General features: G+C 71.2%; 15 protein-coding genes. 6 read left to right on the top strand and 9 right to left on the bottom strand.

Translation table 11 applies throughout. From position 1 onward, the window contains the following. Nucleotides 1-4 precede the first annotated feature (4 nt). The 3 genes from ACQPZP_RS02510 to ACQPZP_RS02500 form a co-directional block, all read right to left on the bottom strand. A complete protein-coding gene (locus tag ACQPZP_RS02510; RefSeq protein ID WP_433475990.1) occupies nucleotides 5-1,372 on the bottom strand; it encodes an extracellular solute-binding protein in 1,368 nt (455 codons plus the stop codon). A gap of 162 nt (nucleotides 1,373-1,534) precedes the next feature. Beyond that, nucleotides 1,535-2,167: a hypothetical protein gene (locus tag ACQPZP_RS02505; protein ID WP_433475989.1), complete on the bottom strand. Its 633-nt coding sequence runs from the start codon at nucleotides 2,165-2,167 to the stop codon at nucleotides 1,535-1,537. Nucleotides 2,168-2,558: 391 nt separating this feature from the next. Beyond that, a complete protein-coding gene (locus ACQPZP_RS02500) occupies nucleotides 2,559-3,539 on the bottom strand; it encodes a hypothetical protein (protein WP_433475988.1) in 981 nt (326 codons plus the stop codon). Between the two features lie 193 nt (nucleotides 3,540-3,732). On the opposite strand from ACQPZP_RS02500, the gene ACQPZP_RS02495 reads away from it, so the two are divergent. The 3 genes from ACQPZP_RS02495 (at nucleotide 3,733) to ACQPZP_RS02485 (ending at nucleotide 7,202) form a co-directional block, all read left to right on the top strand. Beyond that, the gene (locus ACQPZP_RS02495; protein ID WP_433475987.1) at nucleotides 3,733-4,788 is read left to right on the top strand and encodes a hypothetical protein; all 1,056 of its coding nucleotides are present in this window, start codon (nucleotides 3,733-3,735) and stop codon (nucleotides 4,786-4,788) included. A 39-nt stretch (nucleotides 4,789-4,827) separates the two neighbouring features. Next, nucleotides 4,828-5,898, top strand: coding sequence for a quinone-dependent dihydroorotate dehydrogenase (locus ACQPZP_RS02490; RefSeq protein ID WP_433475986.1), 1,071 nt, complete (start codon nucleotides 4,828-4,830; stop codon nucleotides 5,896-5,898). 65 nt (nucleotides 5,899-5,963) lie between these two features. Next, on the top strand, nucleotides 5,964-7,202 hold the full coding sequence (locus ACQPZP_RS02485) for a sodium:proton exchanger (RefSeq protein WP_433475985.1): 1,239 nt from the start codon (nucleotides 5,964-5,966) through the stop codon (nucleotides 7,200-7,202). Here ACQPZP_RS02485 and ACQPZP_RS02480 read toward each other — a convergent pair. The 4 genes from ACQPZP_RS02480 to ACQPZP_RS02465 all read right to left on the bottom strand — a co-directional run bounded on the left by ACQPZP_RS02480 (nucleotide 7,195) and on the right by ACQPZP_RS02465 (nucleotide 11,285). Further along, nucleotides 7,195-8,634 (bottom strand): DUF7059 domain-containing protein, encoded by a 1,440-nt coding sequence (locus ACQPZP_RS02480; protein WP_433475984.1) that lies wholly within the window; start codon nucleotides 8,632-8,634, stop codon nucleotides 7,195-7,197. The genes ACQPZP_RS02485 and ACQPZP_RS02480 overlap by 8 nt on opposite strands. A gap of 51 nt (nucleotides 8,635-8,685) precedes the next feature. After that, nucleotides 8,686-9,531, bottom strand: coding sequence for an N-acetylmuramoyl-L-alanine amidase (locus ACQPZP_RS02475; RefSeq protein ID WP_433475983.1), 846 nt, complete (start codon nucleotides 9,529-9,531; stop codon nucleotides 8,686-8,688). Between the two features lie 83 nt (nucleotides 9,532-9,614). Beyond that, nucleotides 9,615-9,851 (bottom strand): hypothetical protein, encoded by a 237-nt coding sequence (locus ACQPZP_RS02470; protein WP_024934223.1) that lies wholly within the window; start codon nucleotides 9,849-9,851, stop codon nucleotides 9,615-9,617. Nucleotides 9,852-10,178: 327 nt separating this feature from the next. After that, nucleotides 10,179-11,285, bottom strand: a complete 1,107-nt coding sequence (locus ACQPZP_RS02465) for a LacI family DNA-binding transcriptional regulator (protein WP_433475982.1) — start codon at nucleotides 11,283-11,285, stop codon at nucleotides 10,179-10,181. A 276-nt stretch (nucleotides 11,286-11,561) separates the two neighbouring features. Here ACQPZP_RS02465 and ACQPZP_RS02460 point away from each other — a divergent pair, with 276 nt between their 5' ends. After that, a complete protein-coding gene (locus ACQPZP_RS02460; protein ID WP_433466050.1) occupies nucleotides 11,562-12,251 on the top strand; it encodes a TetR/AcrR family transcriptional regulator in 690 nt (229 codons plus the stop codon). 188 nt (nucleotides 12,252-12,439) lie between these two features. On the opposite strand, the gene bldC is transcribed toward ACQPZP_RS02460, so the two are convergent. Together bldC and ACQPZP_RS02450 are read right to left on the bottom strand one after the other, a co-directional pair. Continuing rightward, nucleotides 12,440-12,643 carry a developmental transcriptional regulator BldC gene (gene bldC, locus ACQPZP_RS02455; protein ID WP_012850682.1) on the bottom strand — a complete coding sequence of 68 codons (204 nt, stop codon included), beginning with the start codon at nucleotides 12,641-12,643 and terminating at the stop codon, nucleotides 12,440-12,442. Between the two features lie 273 nt (nucleotides 12,644-12,916). Next, nucleotides 12,917-13,795 (bottom strand): hypothetical protein, encoded by an 879-nt coding sequence (locus tag ACQPZP_RS02450; protein ID WP_433475981.1) that lies wholly within the window; start codon nucleotides 13,793-13,795, stop codon nucleotides 12,917-12,919. Between the two features lie 125 nt (nucleotides 13,796-13,920). Here ACQPZP_RS02450 and ACQPZP_RS02445 point away from each other — a divergent pair, with 125 nt between their 5' ends. Both ACQPZP_RS02445 and ACQPZP_RS02440 read left to right on the top strand, forming a co-directional pair. Next, on the top strand, nucleotides 13,921-15,003 hold the full coding sequence (locus ACQPZP_RS02445) for a Leu/Phe/Val dehydrogenase (RefSeq protein ID WP_433475980.1): 1,083 nt from the start codon (nucleotides 13,921-13,923) through the stop codon (nucleotides 15,001-15,003). Between the two features lie 310 nt (nucleotides 15,004-15,313). Next, nucleotides 15,314-15,520, top strand: coding sequence for a DUF3073 domain-containing protein (locus ACQPZP_RS02440; protein ID WP_433466047.1), 207 nt, complete (start codon nucleotides 15,314-15,316; stop codon nucleotides 15,518-15,520). Nucleotides 15,521-15,531 lie beyond the last annotated feature (11 nt).

The raw sequence follows: 15,531 nt of genomic DNA, 5'->3' as shown, positions 1-15,531 counted from the left end.
CCCTTCAGAGCAGCGCCTGGTCGTGCAGGACCTGGCGGATGAACGTCGCGGACCGGCCGGGCGTCGTGTTCGGGTTCACCGACGCGGGCGGGTGCCACCGGCTCTGCACGGCGCCCGACACGTCGGTGTAGTACGGCGTGATCGGACGGGGCGCGGCGGCGTTGATGGAGTCCCGGATCAGCCCGGCCATCGGGAACTCCTTCTTGATCTGCGGGTCGTCGTAGACCGATGCGCGGGCCGCCGGGTTACCCGAGTCGATCATGTACTGCTTCATGTGCTCGGTGGAGGTGATGCACTTGACGGCCTCCACGGCGAGGGTGTTCTTGTGCTTGCCGTACGCGCCGATGCCGAGCTCGATGCCGCCGAACGGGGGCTTGCTGTCCTGCCCGGGGCTCACCCTCGGGTACTTCGCCCAGCCGAGGTCGGCCGGGATGTTCTTCGGGATCACGCCCGCTTCGGCGTCGCCGTTCTCGGCCCGCCAGATGTACCCCCAGTTGACCATGAAGCCGCCCCGGGAGCCGTTGAGCAGGAACCGGGCCCGCTCCTCGTCGTCGGTCGACATGCTCGGGCTCGCCGCCTTGGAGTGCGCGAGCCTGGAGATGATCGTCGCGGCCTGTTTCCCGGCGGGCGAGCCGATGTCGATGGTGGCGTCGTCGCCCCGCTGCGCGTTGCTGATGATCTGTCCGCCGGCGGACTCGACGAGGGCGTTGATCCACACCATGTAGCCCTCGTACTTGTTGGCCTGGACCCCGACGGTCGTCCCGGTCCGGACGGCCGCGTCGATCATCTTGTCCCAGGTGAAGTCGGGCGCGCTGGGATCGACGCCGGCCTTCTGCGCGACCGACTTGCGGTACCAGAGCAGCTGCGTGTTCGCCCAGAAGGGCGCCGCGTAGAGCTTGCCCTCCCACGTCGAGTTCTCCACGGCCGCGGGGAACACGCCCTCGGTGAACTGGCCGGCCTGGTCCGCGGGGAAGGGCCGCAGGAACCCGGCGTTGGCGGCCTCGGCCACGAACACCGGGTCCAGGCTCATCAGGTCGATCCCGGAGTCCTTCGCGGCCAGCCGCCGGACGAGCTGCTCACGCTGCTGCGTCGCGTCCTGCGGCAGCACGGACGTAGTGATCTTGTACTTGCCGCCGGACGCCTTCGAGCACGCCGCGGCGAGCTTGGCCTGCCCGCCGTCGTCGGGGTTGATGTACCAGTTGAGGGTGGGGGTCCCGCCGCCGCCTCCGCAGGCCGTGAGCCCCCCGGCCAGCATCGTCAGCGCCACCGCGGCCCGCAACCGCCCCCGGGGACCGTGCCGTCCGGTCGCCCGCCCCCGCGGCCGGGCGTGTCCCGGTTCGTTCGACTCCGCTCGTCCGACTCGCTCGACCATGGGGCCTCCCGAAGCCTCCCACCAGGCTGCGGGCACTTCGCCGGGCCGCACCCTCGGCGGAACGGATCTCCATTCGATCACCGAACCGGGTGACTGTCGAGATCCAGAGAGCAATCGGACGGCAAAGCCGGACCCATGGAGAACACAAGCAACACAGGCCACTCATAACCAGCCGGGCTCATAGAGGTATCCGGCATACCGAATTCCCTTGATGACTGTTCTGACCTGGGAAAAATGCGCGGGCGGCAACGCGCAGAGCCCGCTGTCCACGACGTCGCGGAAGATCTGGTCAGAAACGATCAGCGCGACGTTCCGCTCCGGATGGACGTCCAGATACCGGCGGACGGGGCGGGCGTCCACGAGGCGGCTCACCACGACCGGCGCGTGCCCGGCCGGGCCGAGCACCGCCGGCCATCCGATGATCATCGCCCCGTGGTGCAGCGCGAGGCGCACCCGCACGCGGCGTTCCGGGGCGGCGGTCTCCGCCAGCGCGGCGAGCGCGTCTTCGAGGGCCGGGGCGAAGCGTCCGACGACGAGGACGATGTCGGCGTCGTCCGGCAGCACGGCCAGGACACCGTCCCCGGTGACCTGCTGGGACCACGAGTCCCGGTCGAGCCCGGCGGCCTCCGCGGCCCGCTCCATGGCGTCCAGCAGATCGAGCTGCGCCGCCACCTGCAGGCCGGGCGTCCGGCGGCTGTAGCCCTGGACGTCGACCGCGAGCAGCAGCCGGAACGTCAGCCGGAGGCCGGGGCGTGTGCCCTGCGGTTCGGGGAGCGATGCTGGAACGACCGTCATGATGCCCTCGCCTCACGAATGGCCCGCTGCCGCGGTTCCCCGGCACCGCCGGGTTGCATTCAGAATGGCATCGTGGGGAGGCTTGTAAAAGCTGCGCTAATAGCGCTTCAAAGCAGAAGACCAGATGGCGGTTAGCAATACGGCGGATTGCGATGAGGCAAACTGAAATACGTCTCGCCGAGCGGCGGAGAACCGCCTGCCAATGAATTTCCCTGCACCTGCGACCCGACGTTCTGCAAGGTGGCAGAACGGCATCTCAGGGGAACCTGTCGACACCGCCACACTTTTGTCGTGGGTGAGGTGAAGAAGGCGCGGAGGGATCGCGGACCCCGACCGACCCGCGAGCCCTCCGCGCCTTCGCCTGTGGGGCGGGTGTGGCGCGGTGGACGGTCTAGTAACCGCCCGACCCGTATCCGCCGCCCCCGCCGCCGCCCCCGTCACCGGTGCCCGAACCGGTGCCGGCGGCCTTCTCGCCGGTCGGGGTGGTCGCCCACCAGACCCCGCCGACGCCCTGGCCCTTCGTGTCGCCGGGCTGCTTGTCCTGCTCGTAGTAGTACATGGGCCAGCCGTTGATGGTGAGCTGGCATTTGCCGTCGTCCTTGCGCTCGATGAAGTCGACGACCTTCTTGTTGACGCCTTCGAGCTTGAGGTGCTTCCAGCCGTTGAAGACGGCCGGCGGCCACGCCTTCTTGCACGAGCCGAAGCAGTTGGTCGTCGGCGGCTTGTTGGTGTCCTTGTCGTAGCGGTAGAGGGTCATGCCCTTGCCGTCGGTCAGGATCAGGCCGAGCTTCGGGTCCTTCTTGGCCTTGACGACCGTCCAGCCCTTCCAGCGGTTGTTCGTCTGCGTGGCCGGGGCGGCCTTCTTGCCGGTCGGCGCGGCGGCGTACCAGGTGCCGCCGACGCCCTGCCCCTTCACGTCGCCGGGGCTCTGGTCCTTGGCGAACCGGTACAGCGGCCATCCGGCGAGGGTGACCTGCCAGTTGCCGTCCGGCCGCTTCACCTTACCGACGAGTGACTGCTGGACGCCCTTGACCTCGGTCTCCCCCTGACCGGTCAGCACCGGCGGCCACGCCTTGGCGCACGCGCCCGCGCAGGTGGACGCGGGCGGGCGGGCGGTGTCGTTGTCGAAGCGGTAGAGCGTCTTGCCGGTGCCGTCGGTGATGACCTTGCCGAGTTTGGTGACGCTGGCGACCTCCAGGGTGGTCGGCTCGGGGGCCGGCGACGCCGGCGCGGACGGCTGCGCCTGTGCCTGGGAGCCTGCGGCGGCGTTCTGCTGCTTCCCTCCTGCCTTCTCCTGTCCGCACGCGGTCAGCACCAGTCCCGACGCCGTGAGGGCGGCCGCAGCGGGGATCGCCCAACGTGGGAATTTCATGTGGTTGTCCTCCATGTCGTCCTGGACCCGGCTCCGGACCAGGCCCCGCACGTCGATCGAGAAGGAGCTGCCGCACCGCTCTCCCTGATCGACGAGCAGTACGGTGAACCCCGCGGACCGGGTTCAACCCCCGGGAACCGGACGCCCGCGGACGGAGTCGGATCACCGGGACGAACGACTAAGGAAGGCAACGGTGACCACCGGAAACGACGCAGGCGGACCCGTCGACCTGACCAAGCGGCGCCCTGCACCGCGCCCCGGCCCCGCACCGCGCCCCGGCCCGGCGTGGATCGTCGTCCCCGCACGGGTGATCGCACTGATCGTCGTCGTACCGCTACGGCTCCTGCACGACCTGCTGGTGCTCGTAGGCCGGGGGATCCGGGCCGTCTGGAACGGTTTGACGCGGGTCCTGGCGGCCATCGGACGCGCGATCGGCGCCGTGCTCGATCTCCTCGTCGTCCGGCCGCTGCGATGGCTCGCCGTGGTGGTGATCCTCGGCTTCCTGCGCTGGTTCGGGCGCGGCACGGGACGGCTGGCCCGCTGGTTCCACCGCGTGCTGATCGTCCCGCTGGGACGCTTCCTCGCCCTGATCGGGCGCGGTCTCGGGCGCATCCTCGACTTCCTGCTGCTGCGTCCGCTCCGGATCCTCGGACTCGGGCTGGCGTGGGTCCTCCGCCTCCTCGGCCGCGGGTTCGCGCTGCTCTTCCAGGGGATCGGGCTGCTCCTCGGCGTGCTCCTGGTCATGCCCGCCGTCCTGCTGTGGCGATACGTCCTGCGCCCGCCGCTGCTGGGCCTGGTCTGGCTGGCGCGCGGCATCTGGAGCGGTCTCGCCTGGCTCGGACGCGGCGGCCTGCTCGTCCTCGCGTCGCTGTGGGCCGCGCTGGTGGCGGCCGCGGTCCTGACCGGGCGGTGCCTGGCCTGGCTGGGGCGCGTGCTGATCGTCGCGCCCGCCCGCGCCGTGTGGCGTTACCTGCTGGCGCCGATCGTCGCGGCTCTCGTGGGGACGTGGCGGCTGGCCGGCCGCATCCTGCGCTGGCTCTGGCGGACGCTCGTCGTCATCCCGGTGCGGATCCTGGTCGTCGTGCCCGCCCGCTGGGTGCGGGCGAACGTCCTGCGCCCGGTGGGGCACGGCATCCGCGGAGCGTGGCGGGTCACGGTGCGCGACCCGGTCCGCGCCGCGCGCCGGACGATGCGGGAGGCGGCCCGCGACGTCCGCCTCCAGCTCCGCCGCACGTTCCGCGGCTACTGAGTGCGACGCCGCGGAGGCCGGCTGAGATACTGACGGGCGATGTATCGACTTCTGTTCGCACGTGTCATCAGCCGTGTTCCGGCGGAGAGCGTCCACCACGCGACCCTTCGCGCGCTGCGCGCGATCCAGGCGACGCCCGGGGCCGCCCCGCTGCTGCGGCGGCTGCTCGCGCCGCGCGACCCGGCGCTGGCCGTGCGCGCACTCGGGCTGGAGTTCCCGGGGCCGCTGGGGCTCGCCGCCGGGTTCGACAAGGACGCCGTCGCCTACGAGGCGCTCGGCGCGTTCGGGTTCGGCCATGTCGAGATCGGCACGGTCACCGGACGTCCGCAGCCCGGCAACCCGAGCCCGCGGCTGTTCCGGCTCGTCCCCGACCGGGCGGTCGTCAACCGGATGGGCTTCAACAATGAGGGGTCCGAGGCCGCCGCGCGACGCCTGCGCGGCCGGGCGACGGGAACGATCGTCGGCGTCAACATCGGCAAGACGAAGGCCGTGCCCGAGGCCTCGGCGGCGGCGGACTACGTGGCGAGCACCGAGCGACTGGCCCCGCACGCCGACTACCTCGTCGTCAACGTCAGCTCCCCCAACACACCCGGCCTGCGGAACCTGCAGGCCGTCGAGCATCTGCGCCCGCTGCTGACGGCGGTGCGCGAGGCCGCCGACCGGTCGTCGCGGCGCCGCGTCCCGCTGCTGGTCAAGATCGCGCCCGACCTCGCGGACGACGACATCGACGCGGTCGCCGACCTCGCCCTCGAACTCGGCCTCGACGGGATCATCGCGACCAACACCACCATCGGCCGGGACGCACTGCTCAGCCCGCCCGCGCTGGTCAAGGAGACCGGCGGGCTGTCCGGGGCCCCGCTGAAGGAGCGCTCGCTGGACGTCCTGCGCCGGTTGCGGGCCCGCACCGGCGGGCGCCTCACGCTGGTCTCGGTCGGCGGGGTCGAGACGGCCGACGACGTGTGGGAACGGATCCGCGCGGGCGCGACTCTCGTCCAGGGCTACACCGGCATGATCTACGGCGGCCCCCTCTGGGCGCACCGCGTCAACCGCGCCCTGTCCCGCCGCCTCCGCGCCAGCGCCTTCCGCACCCTGGACGAAGCCCGCCGCTGACCCTGCCGCGCAGGGCTTTGCGCGCCGCTTGCCTTGAGGGCGGGCACGGGGGGCAGAGTGCCGGTATGGCCGGCGAGCTGATCCCGCGCGAGACGCTGCTCGTCCGGGTGACGCTGACGCTGGTGATCGCGCTTCCCGCGGTCGTGACGCGGATGGCCGGGCTGGATCCGCCCGCGGTCGCCGCCATGGTGATCTTCGGAGCCGGGGTGCTGGCCGCGGCGATCCTGCTGATGTGGGCGGCGGAGACCGCGCGGGCCGACATGTCGGGCGCGCTCGCGCTGGCGGTGCTCGCCCTCATCGCGGTGCTGCCCGAGTACGCGGTCGACGTCTACTACGCCTACGCCGCCGGGACGAAACCGGCCTACACCGCCTACGCGGCCGCCAACATGACGGGCGCGAACCGGCTGCTCGTCGGTGTGGGGTGGGCTCTGGTGGTGCTGGCCTTCGCCCTGGGCGTCCGGCGGCTCTCCCGGCGCGGCGGGAGGCATGCGACGCGCGGCCCCGGCCGGCGGGACGTCCGGCTGACCTCGCTGCACCGGACCGAGCTGGGGTTCCTCACGCTCGCCGCGGTGCTCGGCTTCATCCCCGCGCTGACCGGCGAGATCGGCTGGTACATGTCGATCTCGCTCATCGTCGTGTACCTCCTGTACCTCACGCAGATCGCGCGGCGCCGGGAGGCGGACGTCGAGGAACTCGCCGGCGTCCCCGCCTGGCTGGTCACCCTGCCGAAGCGGGTACGGCGGACCGCGACCTGGGGCGGGTTCGCGCTCGGCGGCATCATCGTGTTCGTGTCGGCGGAGCCGTTCGCGAACGCGCTGGTGGACGCGGGCGCGTCGCTCGGCATCGACGAGTTCCTGCTGGTGCAGTGGCTGGCGCCGCTCGCCTCGGAGGCGCCCGAACTGCTCGTCGCGGTCATGTTCGCGTGGCGGCTGCGGGACGCCGACGCGATCGGGACGCTACTGTCCAGCAAGGTCAACCAATGGACGCTGCTGATCGGCACCCTCCCGCTCGCCTACCGGGCCGGCGGGGGCGCCTGGTCGCTGCCGTTGGACTCCCGGCAGACCGAGGAGGTGCTGCTGACCGCCGCGCAGACCGTCCTCGGGCTGAGCCTGCTCATCGACCTCGTGTTCAGGCGGTGGGAGGCGGCGGTGCTGTTCCTGCTCTTCGCGGTGCAGTTCGTCCTGCCGGGTGAGGACGTCAGGCTGTACCTGTCCGGCGTCTACCTGGCGATCGGCTTCTCCGTGCTGATCGCGCGGCATCGCGACCTCGGGCGGGCGATGGCGACGGTCGTGCGGCCTAGATGAAGAAGCCGTCGGCGATCAGCTCGGGGAGGACGGCGTCGGCGTGCGCGCGGACCTGGTCCGGGTCCATGCCGGTGAGCTCGGCGATGGCGTCGAGCAGCGGGGCGAGGGGCAGGGTGCCGTCGCACACCCCGGCGAGGGCGGCCTCGACCGTCCCGACTCCGGCGGCGCGGCGAAGGCGGCCGGGCTGCCGCAGGACGATCCGCTCCGGGTCCTCGGCGCCGGGCGGGCCGATCTGTTCCTGGACGAGACCGGGCGCCGCCGCGAGCGTGCGTCCACAGCCTGTGGAAAACTCGTCGGCCTTGGCGAGGCCGTCGAGCACGTCCCGGACGTAGGCCCCGACGGGCTCCTCGACGGCGTGCCGCAGCTCCTCGATCCGGACGGCCGGCCGCTCGCTGCGCCGCAACGTGATCCACCCGAACCCGATTCCGGTGACGTTCCGCCGCTCGAAATGATCGAGCCACTCCGCGTACCGGGCCTGGTATTCGGGCGTGCCCGCCTCGCAGGAATCCCGCAGCCACAACTCCGCGTACTCGGCCGGATCCTGGACGTCACGCTGCACGATCCAGGCGTCGCAGCCGTCCACCCAGCCGCCGACCCGCTCCTCCCATGGAACCCCGTCGACGTGCAGCCAGTTGGCCAGGAGCTGGCAGTATCCCCCCTCGTTCAGGTAGTGCGCGGCGTTCTCGACGAGGCCCCGGCAGAAGTCGTCGCCCGGCATCCCCGACTCCCGGTACACGAACCGCCGGCCACCGGACGGCGCGACGACGAACGGCGGATTGGACACGATCAGGTCGAACCGGCGCCCCTGGACGGGCTCGAGCAGTGACCCTTGGAGCAGTTCCGCGCCGTCCACTTCGGAGAGCGCGAAGCTCATCGCGGCGAGTTCCAGTGCCCGCGGATTGACGTCCGTCGCGGTGATGTGCGCGGCGGGCGACCGACCGGCGAGATGCACGGCCTGGACACCGCAGCCGGTGCCGAGATCGAGCACGTTGTCCACAGCCCTGTGGACAACCAGCCGGGCCAGATTCCCGGACGCGCCGCCCGCGCCCACCACATGATCGTCCGCCGGGACGACGCCCGACCCGGGGCGCACCTTTGGGTCGGACACGACATATCCGGCATGCCCGTCCCCGTCCACGGCCTCCAGCGGCTCGACGCGCAGCAGCGCCCGCAGTTCCCCGCCGGACATCTCGGCGAGCCCGGCCGCGACCAGATCGTCCGCCGCGATCGCGCGCGCGTCCACCGCCACCTGCAGCCAGAACAGCCGGATCAGGACCTCGACCGGCGACCCGCCCCGCGTCGCCCGCAGCGCCGGCACGATCTCGTCGCGTGCCAGTGCCGCACCCGCGACGGCCCCGAGCGCCTCCCGCACGCCGGCGACGGTGTAACCGGCCCCGAGCAGCATTTCCCGCACACGACGAAGATCAGGCATCCGCCCATCCTGCCCGCTCCGCGCCCCGGCCGGGGCCGGGCGCCACCGGGGTCAGCCGAGGTAGGTCTGGAAGCCCTCGGCGAGGGACTCGGCGATGCGCTGCCGGAAGGACGCGCTGGACAGCTTCGCCGCGTCGCCCTCGTTCTGCATGTTGCCGCACTCGATGAAGACCTTCGGGACCGTCGACATGTTCAGGCCGCCGAGGTCGTCACGCCGGTCGATGGCGTTCTTGCCGAGGTAGTTGGAGTACGGGATGCCGGTGCCCTCGTGGTAGGCGGCCCGCAGCGCGGACCCGAGCTTGGCGGAGCCGGACACCATGCCGGAGTTCGGGCCGATGGAGACCGGCTCGATGATGTGGAAGCCGTGGCCGGACGCAGACGCGCCGTCGGCGTGGATCGACAGTGCGGCATCGGCCTTGAGCCGGTTGCCGAGCGCGGCGCGCTCGGTGACGCACGGGCCGACGCTCTTGTCGTCCTTGCGGGTCAGCGCGACCTTGGCGCCCCTGGACCGCAGGATCTTGGCGAGCCGGTTCGAGACGTCCCAGGTGAACGCGTGCTCGCCGTAGCCGGCCTTGGTCTCCGTGCCGGTCGTGTCGCAGGCCTTGCTGCCGTTGCCGATCTTGACCTGCTTGTTGATCTCGGACGGGTGGTCGGCGTTCCCGCCGTTGTGCCCGGGATCGATGACGATCACCTTGCCCTCCAGCGACGCCGCCTTGCCAGTGGCGGACGCGGGCGACTGGCCGCCTTCCAGCGACCCCGGGGACGACGCGCCGGCGGTCGGCGGGGCCGCGGCCCCGCCTCCGCCGCCGGACGTCCCGGAGGAACCGTTGCACGCGGTGAGCGCGCCCAGGCACAGCGCGATACCGGCGACCGCGGGGCCGCCTCGATGGATTCGCACAGGCCGATTCCTCCGTGATGACTTCGTTACCGACCCTGACAGTCTGCACACCGGCGGAGGTTCGTCAAACGAAGTCCGGGAAATCAGCGCAGGGGGTCCTCCTTGCCCAGCAGCGCGGCGAGGGCGCGGGCCTCGTCCGCGTCCAGGCCGAGGACCACGCGGGGGCGGCCCCACGGGTGGTCGATCGAGTGGGCCACATAGCTGGCGACGGACTCCGACACCTGCTCGGCCAGGCCGCGGGCGTGCCGCCACTCCGACCACGCGCGTTCCAATTCGCTCGCCGCGCGTTGCGCGCACGACACCAGTTCCGGATCACGCACGAGCTGAACCCCCCTGGGTAACACGACCCTTTGTCAGCCCGTCCGGCGGGTCCCCGGCCCGGGCGGCCTCCCCCGAGGCCGCCCGGGTCTGCCCGTCGGACGGTGAGACACATTAACCACCTGGCCGTGGGCCGCGGGCCGGCGAATGCGACAGGTTTGGCCGGCCCCTTACCCGGCGGGGACCCGTTCGAGGAATGATCGACCGTCCGCGTACCCCTGCCATAACCGGCCACGGACGCGGCGTCACGGATCAGGGGCGTGCGACGGCATCTGCGGGAGCGAGACGAGGGGAGGTCCTGCGGCCCGAACAGGGGCGCGCCCGCGAGGTCACAGGGAGGGAGCCGGCCCCGTCGTAGAGCGGACCACCAGGTGCGGGACGACCAGGTTCTGCCGCGCGACGCGGGACGGGTCGCCGATGCGCGCGGTGAGCAGTTCCGCGGCCACCCGGCCCATGTCGCGGCGCGGCTGATCCACGCTGGTCAGTGAGATGTGCCGGATCGCCGCGAGGTGGGTGTTGTCGTACCCGACGATCGACAGGTCGCCCGGCACCCGCATGCCGAGCTCGTCGGCGGCCGACAGCGCGCCGGTCGCGACCAGGTCGTTCGGCGCGAAGATCGCGGTCGGCCGGCCGTCGCGGCGCAGCAGCGAACGCGCGGCCCGGTGGCCGCCGTCCTCGGTGAAGTCGCCGGGCTCGACGATGATCTCGGCGGTCAGCCCGTGCCGGCGCATCGCCTTCTCGTAGCCGGCGCGGCGGTAGCGCGCGGTCGTGGAGCGCGCCCCCTCGATGTGCGCGATCCGGCGGTGGCCGAGCTCGACGAGATGGTCGACGGCCAGGCTCGCGCCGAGCTCGTCGTCGTCCACGACGATGTCGACGCCGACGACGTCGCGCTCACCGACGACCACCACGGGGACGCTGGCCGCGGCCTCCTTGAGCGACTCGGGAACGACGCTGAGCAGCACCAGCCCGTCCACGCGCATCTCCAGGAACGCCTCGACCGCCTCCGCCTCGAACAGCGGGTCCCAGCGGCCGCTGCCGACCAGCATCCGCAGGCCCGCGCCGTGCAGGCTCTCCTGCAGCCCGTCGAGGAACTCGGCGAAGAACGGGTTGTGCAGGTCGGCGACGATGGCGCCGATCAGCCGGGTGCGTCCCTCGACCAGGCTCCGCGCCACGGCGTTCGGCCGGTAGCCGAGTTCCCGGGCGGCCTGCAGGACGGCCTGCCGTCGCCGTTCGCTCACGTGCGGTGACCCCCGCATCACCAGTGACACGAGCGATTTGGACACTCCGGCACGCTCGGCGACGTTGCGGATCGTCGGTTTCGGCGCGGGCACCGCCCTCCCCTCGCCGCCCAGGGCCGGAGAGGGCTCGCTGCGCGGCCGGGGCACCGCGCCCTCTCCCAGCCTGTCGTGCGGGGGATTTGCTTCATCAGCTGACATGGCACTCCGTCCAGGGGGACCTGCAGGACCTGCCGCGAAGGCGCGCCGATCGGGGGATCCGGCGCGCCGCCCTCCGCTCGGGAGGAGATGCCATGATGCCGCGCCTTCCCCCCAAACCGCCGCAACAGTGAGTAACGGGCATCCGACAATGGTGGTTCGGGTCTGTGGTGTTCCGGATCACAGCCGCGCCGGGGGAGGATCACGACCCGGTGAAGAGCCCGCTCCGGCCCCGCTCCACGGGGCCTGCCGCGGCCCCGGCTCGGATACGCTGCCCAGGTGGGAGATCGTGCGGTGGCCGGTGACAAGGCGCGGAGCCGGCCGAGCGGCGGACGGGGCCGTCGCCGGCTCAGCGTGGACGAGCGCCGGGACGAACTGATCGAGGCGGCGCTGCAGCTGTTCAGCACGCGCTCGCCCGAGGACATCTCGATCGACGACGTCGCGGCCAAGGCGGGCGCCTCACGCGCGCTGGTCTACCACTACTTCGGCGGCAAGTACGAGCTGTACATCGCGGCCCTCGGCAGCGCCGCGAAGAAGCTGTCGGTGCTGCTGGAACCCCCCACCGAGGGCAAGCCGCTGGACCGGCTGCGCATCTCGCTGAAGCGGTACTTCGACTTCGTGGAAAGCCACGCGGCCGGTTACACGGCGCTGCTGCGCGGCGGGCCGGCGGACCGGTCGGGCGAGGCCGGCGAGATCGTCGACGGCATCCGGCAGCTGCTGCTGGACCGGATCCTGCACTCGCTGGACGTCGACGTTCCGCCGCCCATCCTGCGCATCACGCTGCGCTGCTGGATGGCGACGGTGGAGACCGCCTGCCTCGACTGGCTGGAGAACCGCGACGTGCCCCGCCCCGACCTGGAGCGGCTGCTGGTCGACCAGCTCGTGGTCATCATGCAGGTCGCGGGCCGCCATGACCCCGGCACGGGCGCGCTGTTCGACCGCCTGGCCCAGGAGGAGATGAGCTCCTGAAGCCGCGGGGGTCTCGTTCCATCTCGGCTCGCTGTCCGATTGTGGACGCACAAGCCTTAGATGTCCCAAATTCCCCTCAGGTCAACGCAGCGCTCAGCCGACGTGCGATGCCGGCGGTCGCCGCGTTGTTCTGGGTGTCGGGCGCCCCCCGGCGCCCGACACCCAGAACAGCGCGATGAATACCTCCGCTACTCCGAGCGCTGCTGCGGGATCCCCGCGAGCAGCGCCCGCACCTCCGCCTCGCGGTAGCGACGGTGCCCCCCGAGCGTGCGGATGGACGTGAGCTTCCCCGCCTTCGCCCAGCGCGTGACGGTCTTGGGGTCGACGCGGAACATCGTCGCCACCTCCGCCGGCGTCAGCAGGGGCTCGGCCTCTGGCGTACGTGCTGACATGTTTGCGGCCTCTCCTCCGTGGACCGATGACAGCGATCCTGCGATTGATCCTCGCGTGGTCACTGATGTCCCCTATGGCCCGAAAGAGCCACTATGACATCACAACGTGTAACCTTGCCACCACTCAGCGCAACAAGCAAGTTCCTGGCGGTAGTTGCGTGCAAACATCCCCGCGAGTGCGGGGAGCGGTGCGTGTCCGGTGGCCGCTGGGTCACGCTGCGTGATTCTAGCGACACGTATAGTCGTATCGCGCGCGGATTCGGGAAATTTGTTTTAGTTCGCCGACTCAAGTGCCCGGATGGGCCGCCAGCGGGCGAGGAGCCGCTTGTACATCGCGACGGTCAGCTCGGCCTCTCCGCGCTCCATCCCGGTGATGGCCACGGTCATCTCGGCGACGGACTCGTCCGTCCGGAGGGACTCGTCGTCCAGCAGGTGGACGAGCCCGCCGTAGTCGAGCTCCACGAGCCCGCGCGGATGGAACTCGCCGAGCCACCGGCCGAGCGTCTCCAGCCGGCCGGCCGACAGGAGGTAGACCTCCTCCGTCCCGTCGCCGAGGTTCTCCCGCACCACCGGGAGGGCGGCCGCCACCCGGCGGCGCGCCTCGCCCATGGAGGTGACGTAGCTGAGGGTACGCGTGGGCGCGGCCGTCGCCGGGCCATGACCCGCGTGTTCCTCGGACGCGTCGTCCGTCCGGCCGTAGCCGGTGCCCGGCGTGCCGAGCGTCAGGCACCGCTCGCCGCGCGCGAACGGCACGAACCAGTCCAGCGGGACGTGCCAGGTGCTCGTCAGGATGTGCGGGCGCAGGGTGCGGCCGGACCGCTTCCACTGCTCGAAGTCGCCCATCACCCGCTCCGACAGCGGCGGCGGGACGAACGCCGCCGCGACCCCGGCCGCGTGCTCGTTCCGGAACCGCTCGAAGGCCAGCCATGACCGCAGCCGGGTCTCCCACGGGCAGACGTAGATCATGTCCTCCAGGCGCCGTACGTAGGCGTCCCTGCTCTCCCGTTCGGGAACGACCTCGGGCGGTGAGCCCGTCAGCCTGAGCGCGGCCTCCCGGTGCTCCACCCCGAGCGCGTGGGTCCGCCTGGGACGCCGCCTGGAGTCGGCGTAGACCGTCCACAGGGTCCGCGCGGGCTCCGGGAAGGCGGTCACCGGTTCATAAACCCGTAGGTACGCGGCGTACGGAAGCACGACCGCATCGTTACACGAGATTCGGTCGGGCGTGGCGCCATCACGCGTCCTAGGCTGATCTTAGAGACAGAGAGGAGGGCACTACCGTGCCTAATGTCTTCGGGGCGCCCCACAAGGGCACTGAACCCCGACACGAGCAGGTCGTCTTCTGCCAGGACGAGGCCAGCGGTCTGCGCGCCATCATCGCCATCTACTCCACCGCGCTGGGCCCGTCCCTGGGGGGTACGCGCTTCTACCCGTACGCCTCCGAGGAGGACGCGCTCGCCGACGTACTGAACCTGTCCCGGGGCATGGCGTACAAGAACGCCCTGGCCGGGCTCGACCTCGGCGGCGGCAAGGCCGTCATCATCGGCGACCCCGCGGTGGACAAGTCCGAGGCGATGCTGAGGGCCTACGGACGGTTCGTCCAGTCGCTGAACGGCCGGTACTACACGGCGTGCGACGTCGGCACCTTCAGCGAGGATATGGACATCGTGGCGCGCGAGTGCCGCTTCGTCACCGGACGGACGGTCGCGCACGGCGGCGCCGGCGACTCGTCCATCCTCACCGCCTTCGGCGTCTTCCAGGGCATGCGGGCGGCCGCGGAGACCGTGTGGGGCACTCCCACGCTGCGCGGCAAGCGGGTGGGTGTGGAGGGCGTCGGGAAGGTCGGTCACCGGCTGGTGGAGCACCTGCGCGAGGACGGCGCCGACGTCGTCGTCTGCGACGTGAACGAGGCCGCCGTGGACCGCGTCCGGTCGCTGCACCCGGAAGTGGAGGTCGTCGCGGATGCCGACGCGATGATCCGCACGGAGCTCGACGTCTACGCGCCGTGCGCGCTCGGCGGATCCCTCAACGACGACACGGTGTCGGTGCTGAGCGCCAGGGTCGTCTGCGGGGCCGCGAACAACCAGCTCGCCCACACCGGCGTGGAGAAGCGCCTAGCCGATCGCGACGTTCTGTACGCGCCCGACTACGTGGTGAACTCCGGTGGCGTGATCCAGGTCGCGGACGAGATCGAGGGCTTCAACTTCGAACGTGCCAAGGCCCGCGCCGCCGGGATCTACGACACCACCCGGAAGATCTTCGCGCTGGCCTCCGACGAGGGCGTCCCGCCCGCGGTGGCCGCCGACCGGCTCGCGGAACGCCGGATGTCCGAGATCGGCAGGCTCCGGGGCATCCTCCTCTGAGTCACGGGCCCACGGGTCTGAAGGGTGAGCGGCCTAGGCCGCTTTAGACCGTTGCAAAACCGTTGTGAGGGCCACCGTGGGACGCGTACGACCGTCCCACGGTGGCCTTGGCACGTACTCGTGACCACCGGATACACTGCTGTTATCAGCAACAGGGGCGCCGCCACGTACCGTCGATGTACCGAGCCAGGCGCAAAACGGGTACGGTTGTACCCGTGACTGACGCATGGCTCATCAGGCACCGGTTCGTGTGGTACACGCGCGCGTTGATGGGCCCACGAAAGCCCTGACCATCGAGGGGGTCGAGCCAATGGGTCGCGGCCGAGCCAAGGCCAAGCAGGTGAAGGTTGCCCGGCAGCTCAAGTACAACTCCGGCAACACAGACCTCGACCGCCTGAAGGACGAACTGGGAGTCAGCGACTCCGACGATGACTCGTATGACGAGCTCGCCGAGAAGTACGCGGACTACGCCGATGAGTACGGCACGGAGACCCGCAAAGACGGCACCTCCGGTTGACCGGCAGACAG

It is taken from the genome of Spirillospora sp. CA-142024, from assembly GCF_050942325.1.
Classification (GTDB): Bacteria; Actinomycetota; Actinomycetes; order Streptosporangiales; family Streptosporangiaceae; genus Spirillospora.
Note: the sequence above shows the minus strand (reverse complement) of the source record. Positions and strands in the feature narration are given on the sequence as shown.

Bases quoted from the DNA above. Each gene is read 5' to 3' on its own strand.
- ACQPZP_RS02440 (WP_433466047.1), top strand. From the start codon at position 15,314: ATGGGTCGCGGCCGAGCCAAGGCCAAGCAGGTGAAGGTTGCCCGGCAG.
- ACQPZP_RS02480 (WP_433475984.1), bottom strand. From the start codon at position 8,634: ATGCCTGATCTTCGTCGTGTGCGGGAAATGCTGCTCGGGGCCGGTTAC.
- ACQPZP_RS02505 (WP_433475989.1), bottom strand. From the start codon at position 2,167: ATGACGGTCGTTCCAGCATCGCTCCCCGAACCGCAGGGCACACGCCCC.
- ACQPZP_RS02500 (WP_433475988.1), bottom strand. From the start codon at position 3,539: ATGAAATTCCCACGTTGGGCGATCCCCGCTGCGGCCGCCCTCACGGCG.
- ACQPZP_RS02465 (WP_433475982.1), bottom strand. From the start codon at position 11,285: ATGTCAGCTGATGAAGCAAATCCCCCGCACGACAGGCTGGGAGAGGGC.
- ACQPZP_RS02485 (WP_433475985.1), top strand. From the start codon at position 5,964: ATGGCCGGCGAGCTGATCCCGCGCGAGACGCTGCTCGTCCGGGTGACG.
- bldC (WP_012850682.1), bottom strand. From the start codon at position 12,643: ATGTCAGCACGTACGCCAGAGGCCGAGCCCCTGCTGACGCCGGCGGAG.
- ACQPZP_RS02510 (WP_433475990.1), bottom strand. From the start codon at position 1,372: ATGGTCGAGCGAGTCGGACGAGCGGAGTCGAACGAACCGGGACACGCC.
- ACQPZP_RS02490 (WP_433475986.1), top strand. From the start codon at position 4,828: ATGTATCGACTTCTGTTCGCACGTGTCATCAGCCGTGTTCCGGCGGAG.